The sequence below is a fragment of the Pseudomonas fluorescens genome, from assembly GCF_902497785.1.
Classification (GTDB): domain Bacteria; phylum Pseudomonadota; class Gammaproteobacteria; order Pseudomonadales; family Pseudomonadaceae; genus Aquipseudomonas; species Aquipseudomonas fluorescens_BO.
Map to the genome: position 1 here is coordinate 47,223 of NZ_CABVHK010000008.1, position 14,749 is coordinate 61,971.

The 14,749-nt window shown below is 60.4% G+C and carries 14 protein-coding genes; 7 read left to right on the plus strand and 7 right to left on the minus strand.

The features are described 5' to 3' along the window. Nucleotides 1–122: 122 nt before the first annotated feature. Complete coding sequence (locus tag F8N62_RS13545) at nucleotides 123–1,121, minus strand: phosphate ABC transporter substrate-binding protein PstS family protein (protein WP_150711390.1); 999 nt, start codon at nucleotides 1,119–1,121, stop codon at nucleotides 123–125. 224 nt (nucleotides 1,122–1,345) lie between these two features. After that, nucleotides 1,346–2,644: an MFS transporter gene (locus tag F8N62_RS13550; protein ID WP_150711391.1), complete on the minus strand. Its 1,299-nt coding sequence runs from the start codon at nucleotides 2,642–2,644 to the stop codon at nucleotides 1,346–1,348. Nucleotides 2,645–3,005: 361 nt separating this feature from the next. On the opposite strand from F8N62_RS13550, the gene F8N62_RS13555 reads away from it, so the two are divergent. After that, nucleotides 3,006–3,410 (plus strand): acyl-CoA thioesterase, encoded by a 405-nt coding sequence (locus tag F8N62_RS13555; RefSeq protein WP_007896491.1) that lies wholly within the window; start codon nucleotides 3,006–3,008, stop codon nucleotides 3,408–3,410. Between the two features lie 57 nt (nucleotides 3,411–3,467). After that, nucleotides 3,468–4,367 carry a D-hexose-6-phosphate mutarotase gene (locus tag F8N62_RS13560; RefSeq protein ID WP_150711392.1) on the plus strand — a complete coding sequence of 300 codons (900 nt, stop codon included), beginning with the start codon at nucleotides 3,468–3,470 and terminating at the stop codon, nucleotides 4,365–4,367. A 102-nt stretch (nucleotides 4,368–4,469) separates the two neighbouring features. Here the strand turns inward: F8N62_RS13560 and F8N62_RS13565 are convergent, their stop codons facing one another. The 5 genes from F8N62_RS13565 to F8N62_RS13585 all read right to left on the minus strand — a co-directional run bounded on the left by F8N62_RS13565 (nucleotide 4,470) and on the right by F8N62_RS13585 (nucleotide 8,248). Beyond that, nucleotides 4,470–5,006 (minus strand): DUF3299 domain-containing protein, encoded by a 537-nt coding sequence (locus F8N62_RS13565; RefSeq protein WP_150711393.1) that lies wholly within the window; start codon nucleotides 5,004–5,006, stop codon nucleotides 4,470–4,472. An 88-nt stretch (nucleotides 5,007–5,094) separates the two neighbouring features. Next, nucleotides 5,095–5,340, minus strand: coding sequence for a GlsB/YeaQ/YmgE family stress response membrane protein (locus tag F8N62_RS13570; RefSeq protein ID WP_131058957.1), 246 nt, complete (start codon nucleotides 5,338–5,340; stop codon nucleotides 5,095–5,097). A gap of 110 nt (nucleotides 5,341–5,450) precedes the next feature. Beyond that, a complete protein-coding gene (locus F8N62_RS13575; protein WP_150711394.1) occupies nucleotides 5,451–6,533 on the minus strand; it encodes a 5-(carboxyamino)imidazole ribonucleotide synthase in 1,083 nt (360 codons plus the stop codon). 11 nt (nucleotides 6,534–6,544) lie between these two features. Continuing rightward, nucleotides 6,545–7,036, minus strand: coding sequence for a 5-(carboxyamino)imidazole ribonucleotide mutase (gene purE, locus F8N62_RS13580; RefSeq protein ID WP_090326730.1), 492 nt, complete (start codon nucleotides 7,034–7,036; stop codon nucleotides 6,545–6,547). Between the two features lie 303 nt (nucleotides 7,037–7,339). Next, on the minus strand, nucleotides 7,340–8,248 hold the full coding sequence (locus F8N62_RS13585; protein ID WP_150711395.1) for a LysR substrate-binding domain-containing protein: 909 nt from the start codon (nucleotides 8,246–8,248) through the stop codon (nucleotides 7,340–7,342). Nucleotides 8,249–8,428: 180 nt separating this feature from the next. On the opposite strand from F8N62_RS13585, the gene aspA reads away from it, so the two are divergent. The 5 genes from aspA to F8N62_RS13620 all read left to right on the plus strand — a co-directional run bounded on the left by aspA (nucleotide 8,429) and on the right by F8N62_RS13620 (nucleotide 14,737). Then, nucleotides 8,429–9,853 carry an aspartate ammonia-lyase gene (aspA, locus tag F8N62_RS13590; RefSeq protein ID WP_150711396.1) on the plus strand — a complete coding sequence of 475 codons (1,425 nt, stop codon included), beginning with the start codon at nucleotides 8,429–8,431 and terminating at the stop codon, nucleotides 9,851–9,853. Between the two features lie 354 nt (nucleotides 9,854–10,207). Continuing rightward, nucleotides 10,208–11,212, plus strand: coding sequence for an asparaginase (locus F8N62_RS13600; protein WP_150711397.1), 1,005 nt, complete (start codon nucleotides 10,208–10,210; stop codon nucleotides 11,210–11,212). A 165-nt stretch (nucleotides 11,213–11,377) separates the two neighbouring features. Continuing rightward, a complete protein-coding gene (locus F8N62_RS13610; RefSeq protein ID WP_150711398.1) occupies nucleotides 11,378–12,370 on the plus strand; it encodes an AraC family transcriptional regulator in 993 nt (330 codons plus the stop codon). A gap of 223 nt (nucleotides 12,371–12,593) precedes the next feature. After that, nucleotides 12,594–13,631 carry a histone deacetylase family protein gene (locus F8N62_RS13615; protein WP_150711399.1) on the plus strand — a complete coding sequence of 346 codons (1,038 nt, stop codon included), beginning with the start codon at nucleotides 12,594–12,596 and terminating at the stop codon, nucleotides 13,629–13,631. Nucleotides 13,632–13,636: 5 nt separating this feature from the next. Further along, nucleotides 13,637–14,737: a polyamine ABC transporter substrate-binding protein gene (locus F8N62_RS13620; protein WP_150711400.1), complete on the plus strand. Its 1,101-nt coding sequence runs from the start codon at nucleotides 13,637–13,639 to the stop codon at nucleotides 14,735–14,737. Nucleotides 14,738–14,749: the final 12 nt, after the last annotated feature.

A 14,749-nucleotide genomic window follows, 5' to 3' on the forward strand; every position in this document is an offset into this window, starting at 1 on the left:
GGTTGTGTAGGAGCGAGCTTGCTCGCGAAAAGGGCACATCCGACACATTTTCTGTGGTTGGACTACCATCGCGAACAAGCTCGCTCCTACACAGATCCGGGGCGAACCCCGGACCTAGGGTTTTACTTTTTTGCTACGTTGGCGCCTTCGGCCAGACCCAGGTCAGCCAGTGCTTTGGCAGCAACCTTGGCCGGCAGCGGGATGTAGCCGTCTTTCACCACAACTTCCTGACCCTGCTTGGACAGAATCAGTTTCACGAACTCGGCTTCCAGCGGGGCCAGAGGCTTGTTCGGGGCTTTGTTGACGTAAACGTAGAGGAAGCGCGACAGCGGGTACTTGCCGTTCAGGGCGTTTTCTTCGGTGTCTTCGATGAACTCGGTGCTGCCTTTCTTGGCCAGTGCAACGGTCTTCACGCTAGCGGTTTTGTAGCCGATGCCCGAGTAACCCACGCCGTTCAGCGAGGAGCTGATCGACTGCACGACCGAAGCCGAACCTGGTTGTTCGTTGACGTTTGGCTTGTAGTCGCCTTTGCACAGGGCTTCTTCTTTGAAGTAGCCGTAGGTGCCGGAAACCGAGTTACGACCGAACAGTTGAACCGGCTTGTTGGCCAGGTCGCCGGTCACGCCCAGGTCACCCCAGGTTTTCACGTCGGTTTTAGCGCCGCACAGACGAGTGGACGAGAAGATCGCATCGACCTGTTCCATGGTCATGTGCTGGATCGGGTTGTCTTTGTGCACGAACACAGCCAGGGCATCCACGGCAACCGGGATAGCGGTTGGCTTGTAGCCATATTTGGTTTCGAAGGCTTGCAGCTCGTTATCCTTCATCTTGCGGCTCATCGGGCCCAGGTTAGCGGTGCCTTCAGTCAGCGCAGGTGGCGCGGTCGAAGAACCGGCGGCCTGAATCTGGATGTTGACGTTCGGGTATTCTTTTTTGTAGTTCTCAGCCCACAGGGTCATGAGGTTGGCCAGAGTATCGGAGCCGACGCTGGACAGGTTGCCCGACACACCAGTGGTCTTGGTGTAGCTCGGGATAGCAGGGTCAACAGCGGCAACCGCGTTGGCAGTCGCAACGCCAGCAGCGACAAAAGTCATTGCCGCCATCAAACGCTTCAGTTTCATGCCTTACTCCTAGCAGATAGGGTGTGTTAAGTCGGGGCCAAGTATCAGCAGGCCGTGTGAACACTCTATGGCTGAAATATGACAATTGGATGAAAGGCCAGCATTCGGTGTTTTACAGGATGATTCGAGTTGCGCCCTTCGCGAGCAAGCTCGCTCCCACAGGGATCTGCGGTGAACACAGAACCAATGTGGGAGCGAGCTTGCTCGCGAAGGCGTCAGTGGGCTTAGCGCCCTTTCTTCCAGAGATAACCGCCGACCACAATCCCCACACCACAGATGATCGCCACGTAATACGCCGGCCCCATCGGGCTTTCCTTCAGCAATAACGTCACCACCATCGGCGTCAGGCCGCCGAAAATCGCATAAGCCAGGTTGTAGGAGAACGACAACCCGCTGAATCGCACCACCGCCGGAAAGGCTTTGACCATCACGTAAGGCACCGCGCCGATGGTGCCCACCAGGAAACCGGTCAGTGCGTACATCGGGAACAACCAGTCCGGGTGATTGAACAGGCTGTGATAGAAGGTCCACGAACTGATCAACAGCGCCGCGCTGCCAAACACAAACACCCGGCCCGCACCAAAGCGGTCAGCCAACGCGCCGGAGGCCACGCAACCGAAGCTCAGGAATACGATGGCCAGACTGTTGGCCTGAAGCGCCGTGGTCGGCGCGAAGTGGTAAACGGTCTGCAGCACGGTCGGGGTCATCAGGATGACCACGATGATGCCGGCAGACAGCAGCCAGGTCAGCAGCATGGAAATCAGGATCGCCCCGCGATGGTCACGCAATACGGCGCGCAGCGGCACTTCGTCAGCCAGGGCCTTGCGCAGTTGCAGCTCGGCGAACACTGGCGTCTCGTGCAGCCAGCGGCGCAGGTAGACCGAGAACAGGCCAAACACACCACCCAGCAGGAACGGGATCCGCCAGGCGTAATCCGCCACTTCCACCGGGGTGTAAATGCTGTTGATCGCGGTGGCGACCAGCGAACCCAGGAGGATGCCGGCCGTCAGACCGCTGGTCAGCGTACCGCAGGCGTAGCCGATATGCCGCTGAGGTACGTGTTCGGAAACGAAGACCCACGCGCCCGGCACTTCACCGCCGATTGCTGCGCCCTGAATGACCCGCATCAGCAGCAACAGGATCGGTGCCCACATGCCGATCTGCGCGTACGTTGGCAGCAAACCCATGATCAGGGTCGGCACGGCCATCATGAAAATGCTCAAGGTGAACATCTTCTTGCGGCCCAGCAGGTCGCCGAAGTGCGCCATCACAATGCCGCCCAGCGGCCGAGCCAGGTAGCCGGCAGCGAAAATGCCGAAGGTCTGCATCAGGCGCAGCCACTCGGGCATGTCGGCCGGGAAGAACAGTTTGCCCACCACCGTGGCGAAGAACACGAAGATGATGAAGTCGTAAAACTCCAGCGCCCCGCCCAACGCAGACAGCGATAAAGTCTTGTAGTCGTTACGGGTCAGCGGGCGTGCAGGTTGTGTCGGCTGCGCGATGCTCGAAGGCGCTGTGGTCATGGCAAGGGCTTCTCTTATAGTCGAATCTGCAACCCCAACAACGCTGGCGGAGGCTTGGGCAGGTCCGGCACGATAGCAAATTGTTCGAAAAAGCACATAGAGGTGCGTAATTGCCGGTCAAAATGAGAACCGGACGGTCGTCTCGGAGTCTACCGACCGATATACTCGCGATCTTGCGACAGTCTGCGAGGGTTGCTGTGCGAAAACGCCTGCCGGGGTTTAGGCGGTTTCGCAGAGTTTCCCTTTAGGCGCCTTACGAAAAACGTGACGAACGTAGTATGTTCGGGCTGAATCGTTTTTTCTGAGACGACTATTAACCTGAAGTACCAAAGAAGAGTCACGGGTCAGAGGCACCCCCGGCATGATAGAGCTCGAACAAGAAGATCCAATTCCGCAAGGCGACCTGGCCCTGCAAATCACCGCGCTTCCGCGTGAAACCAACGGCTTTGGCGATATTTTCGGCGGCTGGCTGGTGGCGCAGATGGATTTGGCCGGCACCGCAATGGCCAGCAAAGTCGCGGGCGGACGCGTGGCCACTGTTGCCATCGACCGCATGGCATTCCTGGTTCCGGTGGCGGTGGGCGCGCAGCTTTCCTTTTATACCCAGGCCCTGGAAATCGGCCGCAGCTCGATCCAGATGATGGTCGAAGTGTGGAGCGACGATCCGCTGTCCAGCGAGTGGCGTAAAGTGACTGAAGCCGTATTTGTGTTTGTTGCCATCGACGGCAGCGGCCGCACTCGTTCGGTTCCGCCCCGCGCGCGTTAAACGCGTCGGCCGTTTTGCGGTCCGTTGCAGCCCTGTTCCCGATTCGAGAATTGCCCCATGAACACGCCCAACGTTGAAGCCGTGAAACTGGATGAACTGAACTGCTGGCGCATCCGCCACGGTCAGGCCGAATTGCTGGTCGCCCAGCAAGGCGCGCATATCCTCAGTTATCAATTGGCCGGCCAACCGCCGCTGATCTGGCTCAACGACGAGGCGGTGTTCAAGACCGGCAAGAGCATCCGTGCGGGTGTGCCTGTGTGCTGGCCGTGGTTTGGCAATCTGTCGCGCAACCCGCCGAGCGTTCAGGCGATGCGCATCAGCCAGGAACCGCCGACCGCTCACGGCTTTGTGCGGGCGATGGATTGGGAACTGGGCGGCATCGAAACCGAAGGTGAAAGCCTGAAGGTGGAATTCATCCTGCCCTATCCCGAAGGTGGTTTTGCGGGCTGGCCGCATCAGGTGGATTTGAAGCTGAGCATTCGTCTGGATGAGCAACTGCACATCAGCCTGACCAGCCACAATCAGGGCGCGGAAGAAGTCACGATCAGCCAGGCACTGCACAGCTATTTTGCCGTCAGCGATGTGCGCAATGTGCAGGTTGAAGGGCTGGATGGCTTGAGTTACATCGAGACGCTGGATGACTGGAAAACCGTAACCCAGACCGGGGATTTGCGTTTTACCGGTGAAACCGATCGCATCTACCTTGATACCCCGGCGACGCTGAGCATTGTCGACCCGGCCTGGGAACGGCGCATTGAGCTGACCAGCATGGGTTCGCGCTCGGCGGTGATCTGGAACCCGTGGATCGATCGCGCGGCGGCGTTCAGTGACATGGCCGACGATGGCTGGCAGCGGATGTTGTGCATCGAGACGGCGAACGTGATGGATGATGTGGTGACGCTGGCGCCGGGGGCAAGCCATACGCTGGGTGTGAGCATCGGTAGCAAAGCCTTTTAAGATCAAAAGATCGCAGCCTCGTTACACTCGACAGCTCCTACAGTGAACGGCGTAGGAGCTGTCGAGTGAAACGAGGCTGCGATCTTTTTTGCCTTTCGCGCGTTACAAATCCGACTCCTGCACCACTCGCACCTTCGCCGCATCCAGCGCATACGCCGCATCGGCCAGATCATTATTGACCTGCTCGATCTTCAACGTGCCGGTCACCCACAGCGGCGTGTAGATGTCATCCAGCTTCAACCCTTTCGGATACCGCACCAGCACCAACTGGTTGGGCGGTGGTGGCGGCACGTGGATGCAGGCGCCCGGGTAGGGCACGAGGAAGAACAGCGTGCTGCGGCCCTTGGCGTCGGATTCCAGCGGCACCGGGTAACCGCCGAGGCGGATGTTCTTGTCGTTCATCGAGGCCACGGTCTTGGTCGAATACATCACCGCCGGCAAGCCCTTGCTCTGCTTCATGCCACCCTTTTCGGTAAAGGTGCCAGTGGCTTCGGGGGAGTCGTGGTCGATTTCGGGCATGGCCTCGAGGGCTTTCTGGTCCGACTTGGGCATCAGATCAAGCCAGTCGGTTTCCGGCAGTTCGCCGGCATGGGCAAGGCCCGTTCCCAGTAAAAGAAAAGTCAGCAGAAGACGGCGCATGAAGGTGCTCGGCAAAGGAGAGGACGGTGCAACGCCGAGCATTCTAGCCCTCCCCGCGCGTTTGGCAGAGAGGGCTTTGTCGCTTGAATCAGTTCTTTCTGATCAAGCCGTAGATCACCAGCAACACCACGGCGCCGACCAGCGCGCCGATGAAGCCTGCGCCTTCGCCCGCGCGATAGATGCCCAGAGCCTGGCCGCCGTAAGTGGCCGCCAGCGAACCGCCGATACCGAGCAGGATGGTCATGATCCAACCCATGCTGTCATCACCCGGTTTCAGGAACCGGGCCAGCAGGCCGACGATCAAGCCGATAAAGATGGTTCCGATAATTCCCATGGCATTTCCCTCTAATGAATGAGCTATGCCAAAGCCTAGTCAGACTTTCGCATCCTGCCATGAGAGAACGGCGGCCCCTGAATGGTTCCGCCGCTGCCACACGAAACTGCTTATTCAGCGATAAGCGCTTCGACTTTGAGGATCTGCGCGGCCAGCGTCTCGCGGTCTGCGCAGCGCAGATTGGCGTGGCCGACCTTGCGGCCGACCTTGAACGCTTTGCCGTAGTGATGCAGATGGCAATCGGCGATGGCGAGGACTTTGTCGGTCTCCGGCACTTTGCCGATGAAGTTGAGCATCGCGCTCTCGCCGACCTTGGCCGTCGAACCCAACGGCAGGCCGGCAACGGCGCGCAGGTGGTTTTCGAACTGGCTGCACTCGGCGCCTTCGGTGGTCCAGTGACCCGAGTTGTGCACCCGCGGTGCAATCTCGTTGGCCTTGAGGCCGCCGTCGACTTCAAAGAACTCGAAAGCCATGACGCCAACGTAGCTCAGCTGCTTGAGCACACGGCTGGAATAGTCTTCGGCCAACGCTTGCAGAGGGTGATCGGTGCTGGCCACGGACAGCTTGAGGATGCCGCTGTCGTGGGTGTTGTGAACCAGCGGATAAAACTTCGTTTCACCATCGCGAGCACGCACAGCGATCAGCGAGACTTCGCCCGTGAACGGCACAAAGCCTTCCAGCAGACAGGCCACGCTGCCCAGTTCGGCGAAGGTACCGACCACGTCCTCAGCCGTGCGCAAGACCTTCTGGCCCTTGCCGTCGTAACCCAGGGTGCGGGTTTTCAGCACGGCCGGCAGACCGATGGACGCCACGGCGGCCTCCAGATCGGCTTGCGACTGGATGTCGGCGAACGCCGGGGTTGGAATCCCCAGGTCCTTGAACATGCTCTTTTCGAACCAGCGATCACGGGCGATGCGCAGGGCTTCGGCGCTCGGGTAGACCGGCACGAATTGCGACAGGAACGCCACGGTTTCGGCCGGGACGCTTTCGAACTCGAAGGTCACCAGATCGACTTCATCGGCCAGTTGGCGCAGGTGATCCTGATCGCCGTAATCGGCCCGCAGGTGTTCGCCCAACGCGGCTGCGCAAGCATCCGGCGCGGGGTCCAGGAAAGCGAAGTTCATGCCCAGCGGAGTCCCCGCCAGCGCCAACATGCGACCCAACTGGCCGCCACCGATTACACCGATCTTCATCGTCAACAACCTCAGGCGATGCGTGGGTCTGGATTGTCCAGGACGCTGTCTGTCTGCTCAGCGCGGAAAGTCTTCAGCACTTCGTGGAACTGCGGGTGCTTGGCGCCGAGGATGCTCGCCGAGAGCAACGCGGCGTTGATCGCGCCGGCCTTGCCGATGGCCAGGGTGGCAACCGGAATGCCCGCCGGCATCTGCACGATAGAGAGCAGCGAATCGACACCCGAGAGCATTGACGATTGCACCGGCACGCCCAGCACCGGCAGGTGGGTCTTGGCCGCACACATGCCAGGCAAGTGGGCCGCGCCACCGGCACCGGCGATGATCACCTCGATGCCACGCGCTTCGGCCTCTTCGGCGTACTGGAACAGCAGATCCGGGGTGCGGTGGGCAGAAACCACTTTCACCTCGTAAGGGATGCCGAGCTTTTCCAGCATATCGGCGGTGTGGCTAAGGGTGGACCAATCGGACTTGGAGCCCATGATCACGCCAACCAGTGCACTCATCGTCGTGCCTCTTCTCTCTGGGCGCCCGCAGGCGCGTCAAAAAACAACAAGCCACGCAAAATGCGTGGCTTGATTGTACGAATATTGGCCGGGCGAACCGGCCGAAGGCCGCGCAGTATACCTCAATGAAGCAGATAAACAGCCCCCGATGCGACCATCTGTCATACGACGAAAAGTGCCGGTTTTATTGACCTGAAGGTCAGCCAAAAAGATCAAAAGATCGCAGCCTTCGGCAGCTCCTACAGAGGCCGGCGTAGGAGCTGCCGAAGGCTGCGATCTTGGCGTCCGTGGACACATCGCAATTTATGAGCCTTGCGCGGCACCGCCTTCCAGCTTGCGCCACAACAACCGCACGTTCGCCTTGCGCACCAACGCGCAGCGATACAGGCGAATCTCCAGCGGCACATGCCATTGCGGGCCGCCGCAGACCACCAGCTCACCGCGGGCAAGTTCAGCGCGGACGCTGAGCTGCGGCACCCAGGCAATGCCCAATCCTTCCAGCGCCATGCTTTTGAGGCTGTCGGCCATGGCGGTTTCGTAAATGGTGGTGAAGCGCAGCGCTCGCTGGCGCAGCAGCAGGTTCACCGACCGTCCGAGAAAGGCACCGGCGCTATAGGCCAGCAGCGGCACGCTACCCTCACCTTCCAGATCGAACAATGGCTTGCCGTCGGCATCCGCCGCGCACACCGGGAGCATTTCGGTGTGACCCAGGTGCAGCGAGGGGAATATTTCGGGGTCCATTTGCATCGCAGCGTCCGGGTCATAAAACGCCAGCATCAAATCGCAACCGCCCTCACGCAGCGCATGCACTGCGTCGCCAACGTTGGTGGCTACCAACCGCGTGGCGATATTCAAACCTTCGTTGCGCAACTGGGCGATCCAGCGCGGAAAGAAACCCAGTGCCAGGGAGTGAGCCGCCGCGACTTGCATCACTTCGCCCTGCCCGCCTTCCAGGTGATGAAGGTGTCGCAACACTTCGCCGAGCTGTTCGACCACTGTGCGCGCGGTCACCAGAAACAATTGCCCGGCCGCCGTCAGCTCGATGGGCGTGCGCGACCGATTGACCAGTTGCAGGCCCAGTGCGGTTTCGAGACTGCGGATCCGCCGGCTGAAGGCCGGCTGGGTCACAAAGCGGCGTTCCGCAGCCTGGGAGAAGCTGCGGGTGGCGGCCAGGGCACTGAAGTCCTCCAGCCATTTACTTTCCAGATTCATCACGCCCTCCCGGACACGCACCAAATTAGGTCACACGCTCGCCGCACACACGGCGTCACACCGGCATTATGCCGAATATGCATAGCCCAGTGTTTAACAGCATTGGCCGAAAATTCTCCACAAGCCTAGCATTTGCAGTGTTCCGGCACAGACCGGGTCCCTATCGAGATGATTTCTATCATGTCCTCCGCTGCATCTTTCCGCACAGAAAAAGACCTGCTTGGCGTACTCGAAGTACCGGCTCAAGCGTATTACGGCATCCAGACCCTGCGAGCGGTGAACAACTTCCGTCTCTCCGGCGTTCCGATTTCGCATTACCCGAAACTGGTTGTAGGCCTGGCGATGGTCAAACAGGCCGCCGCTGACGCCAACCGCGAGTTGGGTCACCTGAGCGAAGCCAAGCACGCTGCCATCAGCGAAGCCTGTGCACGATTGATCCGCGGCGATTTCCACGAAGAGTTCGTGGTGGACATGATTCAGGGCGGCGCCGGCACGTCGACCAACATGAATGCCAACGAAGTCATCGCCAACATCGCACTGGAGGCCATGGGTCACCAGAAAGGCGAATACCAATACCTGCACCCGAACAACGACGTGAACATGGCGCAGTCGACCAACGACGCCTACCCGACCGCGATCCGTCTGGGTCTGCTGCTGGGTCACGACGCCTTGCTGGCCAGCCTCGACAGCCTGATCCAGGCGTTCGCCGCCAAGGGCGTGGAATTCAATCACGTTCTGAAGATGGGCCGCACCCAGCTGCAAGACGCCGTGCCGATGACCCTCGGCCAGGAATTTCGCGCGTTCGCCACCACCTTGGGCGAAGACCTGGCACGCCTGAAAACGCTGGCACCCGAGCTGCTGACTGAAGTGAACCTGGGTGGCACCGCGATTGGCACCGGCATCAACGCCGACCCGCGTTACCAGCACCTGGCCGTTCAGCGCCTGGCACTGATCAGCGGTCAACCGCTGGTTCCAGCCGCCGACCTGATCGAAGCCACCTCCGACATGGGCGCCTTCGTGCTGTTTTCCGGGATGCTCAAGCGCACCGCGGTCAAGCTGTCGAAGATCTGCAACGACCTGCGCCTGCTGTCCAGCGGCCCACGCACCGGCATCAATGAAATCAACCTGCCAGCGCGTCAGCCAGGCAGCTCGATCATGCCCGGCAAGGTCAACCCGGTCATTCCGGAAGCGGTGAACCAGGTGGCCTTCCAGATCATCGGCAACGACCTGGCCCTGACCATCGCGGCCGAAGGCGGCCAGCTGCAACTGAACGTGATGGAGCCGCTGATCGCGTTCAAGATCTTCGACTCGATCCGCCTGCTGCAACGCGCCATGGACATGCTGCGCGAGCACTGCATCGTCGGCATCACCGCCAACGAAGCTCGCTGCCGCGAACTGGTCGAACATTCGATTGGCCTGGTCACCGCGCTGAACCCGTACATCGGCTATGAAAACGCCACCCGCATCGCCCGTATCGCACTCGAAAGCGGCCGCGGCGTGCTGGAACTGGTGCGTGAGGAAGGCTTGCTCGACGAAGAAATGCTCGCCGACATCCTGCGCCCGGAAAACATGATTGCTCCGCGTCTGGTGCCGTTGAAGGCCTGACCAAACGTTGTAGTACCGCTCACCAGGTCGAGGGACTAGACACCTCTCACCTTTTGAGGGCTTGGGGATTTATTCCCCAGGCCCTTTTTTTTTGGAAAGCGAAAAGATCGCAGCCTGCGGCAGCTCCTACGGGGGATCGCATTTCAACCGTAGGAGCTGCCGAAGGCTGCGATCTTTTGATCTTGCACCCCAGAACAACCTGCGCTTCCTGATCGGTTAAAGTGCGCACAATCCCATTTGGGAGCGAGCCTGCACGCGATAGCGATGTATCCGTCGACATCAGTGTTGAATGATCAACCGCATTCGCGAGCAGGCTCGCTCCCACAGGGAAATGTCATTGTTTCGGAGAACGCCATGAATTCCTCGACCTACCCTGCCGCCCAGCACGTCATGGTGCTCTACACCGGCGGCACCATCGGCATGCAAGCCAGTGCCAACGGCCTGGCCCCGGCGTCCGGTTTTGAAGCGCGGATGCGCGACTATCTGCACAGCCAGCCTGATCTGGTCGTACCGCAGTGGCGTTTTCGCGAGATGTCGCCGCTGATCGATAGCGCCAACATGAGCCCGGTCTACTGGCAGCAACTGCGTGAGGCGGTGGTTGATGCCGTCGACGTCCAGGGCTGCGACAGCGTGCTTATATTGCATGGTACCGACACCCTCGCTTACAGCGCGGCCGCCATGAGCTTTCAATTGCTCGGCCTGCAGGCCCGCGTGTGCTTTACCGGCTCGATGCTGCCCGCCGGGGTCACTGACAGCGACGCCTGGGAAAACCTCGGCGGTGCTTTGGTTGCTCTGGGCAAAGGTCTAGCGCCGGGCGTTCACTTGTACTTCCACGGCGAACAGCTGGACCCGACCCATTGCGCGAAGGTGCGCAGCTTCGGTCGGCATCCGTTCAAGCGTCTGGAGCGTCAGGGCGGTGGCGTGAAGGCGGCTTCTCTACCGGCACAACTGAGCTACAACCAGCCCAGGCAACTGGCGAAAGTCGCGGTGCTGCCGTTGTTTCCCGGCATTGGCGCCGAGCAACTTAATGGTGTGTTGAACAGCGGCATTCAGGGCTTGGTCCTGGAGTGCTACGGCAGCGGCACCGGGCCGAGCGACAACCCCGAGTTTCTCGCCGCGCTGTCGCGGGCACGAGACAACGATGTGGTGGTGGTCGCGGTGACGCAGTGCCATGAAGGGGGCGTCGAGCTGGATGTGTACGAGGCCGGTAGCCGGTTGCGCGGTGCCGGTGTGCTGTCGGGCGGCGGCATGACCCGTGAAGCGGCGTTCGGCAAGTTGCATGGGTTGCTGGGTGCGGGGCTGGATAACGCTGAAGTGCGGCGCCTGATCGAACTCGACCTCTGCGGCGAACTGACCTGACCCAACACAAAACCCTGTGGGAGCGAGCCTGCTCGCGATAGCGGTGAATCATTCAACATTTGCATTGACTGATCCGACCCCATCGCGAGCAGGCTCGCTCCCACAGGTTCATTGCTCGGCATATAACTTGCTGCGTTTCGGCTGTCCCCAAGGCTGGAACATCCCATGCTCCACTCCCACCTCACCACGCTCAACGCCGTCTCTCTGGTGCTCAACGCCTTCAAGGCCGAAGGCTTGTCCAGCGAGGCGCTGCTGGCAGGAAGCGGTATCAGTGCCGCCGACCTGAACCGCGCGGACACGCGCATCACTACCAACCAGGAGATGCAGGTCTGCGCCAACGCGGTCGCGCTCAAGCGTGACATCGGCCTCGAACTGGGCCGGCGGATGCACGTTTCCTGCTATGGCATGCTCGGTTATGCGCTGCTCACCAGTGCCACCTTCGGTGACGCTTTACGGTTGGCAATGCGCTATCCGGCGCTGTTGGGAACACTTTTCGAACTGAGCCTGGAGAATGACGGCGAGCGCGTCTGGTTCGTCGCCGCCGGTTACCGGGAGAGTCCGGCGATGGCGGTGTTCAACGCCGAGTTCTGTCTGGTGTCGTTGAAAGTCATCTGCGACGACCTGTTCGGTCACCCGCTCCCACTCATCGCGGCGCGCTTCGAACATGCCGCGCCAGACTATCAGGCGACCTACGCCGAACACTTCAATTGCCCACTGCACTTCGGCGCGCGGGACAACGCGTTCGCCTTCGACAGGCATTGGCTCGACCAGCCCTTGCCGCTTGCCGACGTCATCACCCATCAGGCCATGGCCGAGCGCTGTCGCAAGCAGAATCTCGAGTTCACCGGGCGCCAGGCGTGGCTGGGGCGGATTCGCCAATTGCTCCGCGCTCAGCTCAACGCAGCGCCAGGGCTCGAAGGGTTGGCCGAGCAGATGAACTGCTCGGCGCGAACCTTGCGCCGGCACCTCAAGGATCTCGGGTGCAGTTATCAGGAATTGCTGGATGAGCTGCGATTCGAGCAGGCCAAGCAAATGCTCCGCGAAGACCAGATGCCGATCTACCGGATCGCCGAATCGCTGGGGTTCAGCGAAACAGCGAGCTTCCGCCATGCGTTTGTGCGCTGGAGCGGTGTGGCGCCGAGCCAGTTCAGGCCTTGAACAGCAAAAGATCGCAGCCTTCGGCAGCTCCTACAGAAGCATGCATTCCCCTGTAGGCGCTGCCGAAGGCTGCGATCTTTTGGGCCTGTATGCACAACAAGGGGCGAATTTCGGTCAAATTTTTTGGCCATATCAATCCCCTTTTGGCCTTTCCTGCCGTTCTCTGAATCGCCATCCACCGCAAAACTGTGTTCAAGCGAATCAGCCTGCGGAGAACAAGAAAATGCTGACTATCTACTCGGACGATCACCACCTGCACCACGGCCGCTGCGAATTGATCGACGGCCAACTCAAGCCCTGTTTCGAAATGCCCTCGCGCGCCGACCACGTGTTGGCTCGGGTGCAACATCAAAACCTTGGCGCCGTTGAAGCGCCAAAGGATTTCGGCCTCGACCCGATCGCACGCATCCACAGCCGCGACTACCTCGACTTTTTCAAAGGTGCGTGGGCGCGCTGGACCGAATTCAACACCGACGGTGACTTGCTGCCCTACACCTGGCCCGCCCGCACCTTGCGCGCCATCAAGCCGACCAGCCTGCACGGTCAGCTCGGCTATTACAGCTTCGACGGCGGGGCCCCGATTACTGCCGGTACCTGGCAAGCGGCCTACAGCGCGGCGCAGGTGGCATTGACCGCTCAGGCAGAAATTCAGCGCGGCGCGCGCAGTGCCTTCGCGTTGTGCCGTCCACCGGGACACCACGCTGCCGGTGACTTGATGGGCGGTTATTGCTACCTCAACAACGCCGCCATCGCCGCCCAGGCCTTCCTCGATCAGGGCCACAAAAAAGTCGCGATCCTCGACGTCGATTACCACCACGGCAACGGCACGCAATCGATTTTCTATGAGCGCAACGACGTGCTCTTCACCTCGATCCACGGCCATCCGGAAGCCGAGTTTCCCTTCTTCCTCGGTTATGACGATGAACTTGGTGAAGGCGCCGGCGAAGGCTTCAACTTCAACTACCCGTTGCCCGCCGGCAGCGGCTGGGACACCTGGAGTGCAGCGCTGGAACACGCCTGCAAAGAGATCGAAAGGTACGGCGCCGACATCGTCGTGGTATCCCTGGGCGTCGATACGTTCAAGGACGATCCCATCTCCCAGTTCAAGCTCGACAGCCCGGATTACCTGGCGATGGGCGAGCGCATCGCCAGGCTCGGCGTGCCGACGCTGTTCGTGATGGAAGGCGGTTACGCGGTGGAAGAAATCGGCATCAATGCCGTCAACGTGCTCGAAGGTTTCGAAAGCGCTCAGGGGAAATAACCACAATGAACACACTCAATCGGTTTATCGCGCCAGCCCTGTGCGCCACGGTGCTCAGCGCTGCCGCCCACGCCGAAGAGCGAACGTTGCGCGTCTACAACTGGTTCGACTACATCACCCCCAAAGCGCTCGAAGATTTCAAGGTGCAGAACGCACAGACCAAACTGGTCTACGACATCTTCGATACCAACGAAGCGCTGGAAGCCAAACTGCTGACCGGCAACTCCGGCTACGACGTGGTGGTGCCGTCCAACGTGTTCCTGGCCAAGCAGATCGAGGCCGGGGTGTTTCAACCGCTGGATCGCAGCAAATTGCCGAACTGGAACCATCTCGATCCGAAGCTGATGAAGTTGATCGAAACCAATGACCCCGGCAACAAGTTCGCCGTGCCCTACATGTACGGCACCATTCTGATCGGCTTTAACCCGGACAAGATCAAAGCCGCATTGGGCGACAACGCGCCGGTGGACAGTTGGGACCTGATCTTCAAGGAAGAGAACCTCAGCAAACTCAAGCAGTGCGGTGTTGCCCTGCTCGACTCGCCGTCGGAGATCCTGCCGCTGGCCCTGCAACACCTGGGCCTGGACCCCAACAGCAAGACACCGGCCGACTACGCCAAGGCTGAAGCGCTGTTGATGAAGATCCGGCCGTACGTCACCTACTTCCATTCCTCCAAGTACATGGCCGACATCGCCAATGGCGACATCTGTGTGGCCGTCGGTTATTCCGGCAGTTTTTCCCAGGCCGCCAACCGCGCCAAGGAAGCCAAAAACGGCGTGACCGTGGACATGCGCCTGCCCAAGGAAGGCGCGCCGATCTGGTTCGACATGCTCGCGATTCCGAAAGGTGCGAAGAATCCGGAGGACGCCTACACCTTCATCAACTACTTGCTGCAGCCGCAGGTGATCGCGCCGGTCAGCGACTTCGTCGGCTACCCAAACCCGAACAAGGACGCCACAGAACGGGTCGATCCAACGATCCGCAACAACCCGAATCTGTATCCGACGGAAACGGCGATGGGCACGCTTTACACCCTGCAACCGTTGCCGCGCGACGCCGAACGAGCGCGGACGCGGGCGTGGACCAAGATCAAGTCCGGGACCTGATGCAAGCACTGT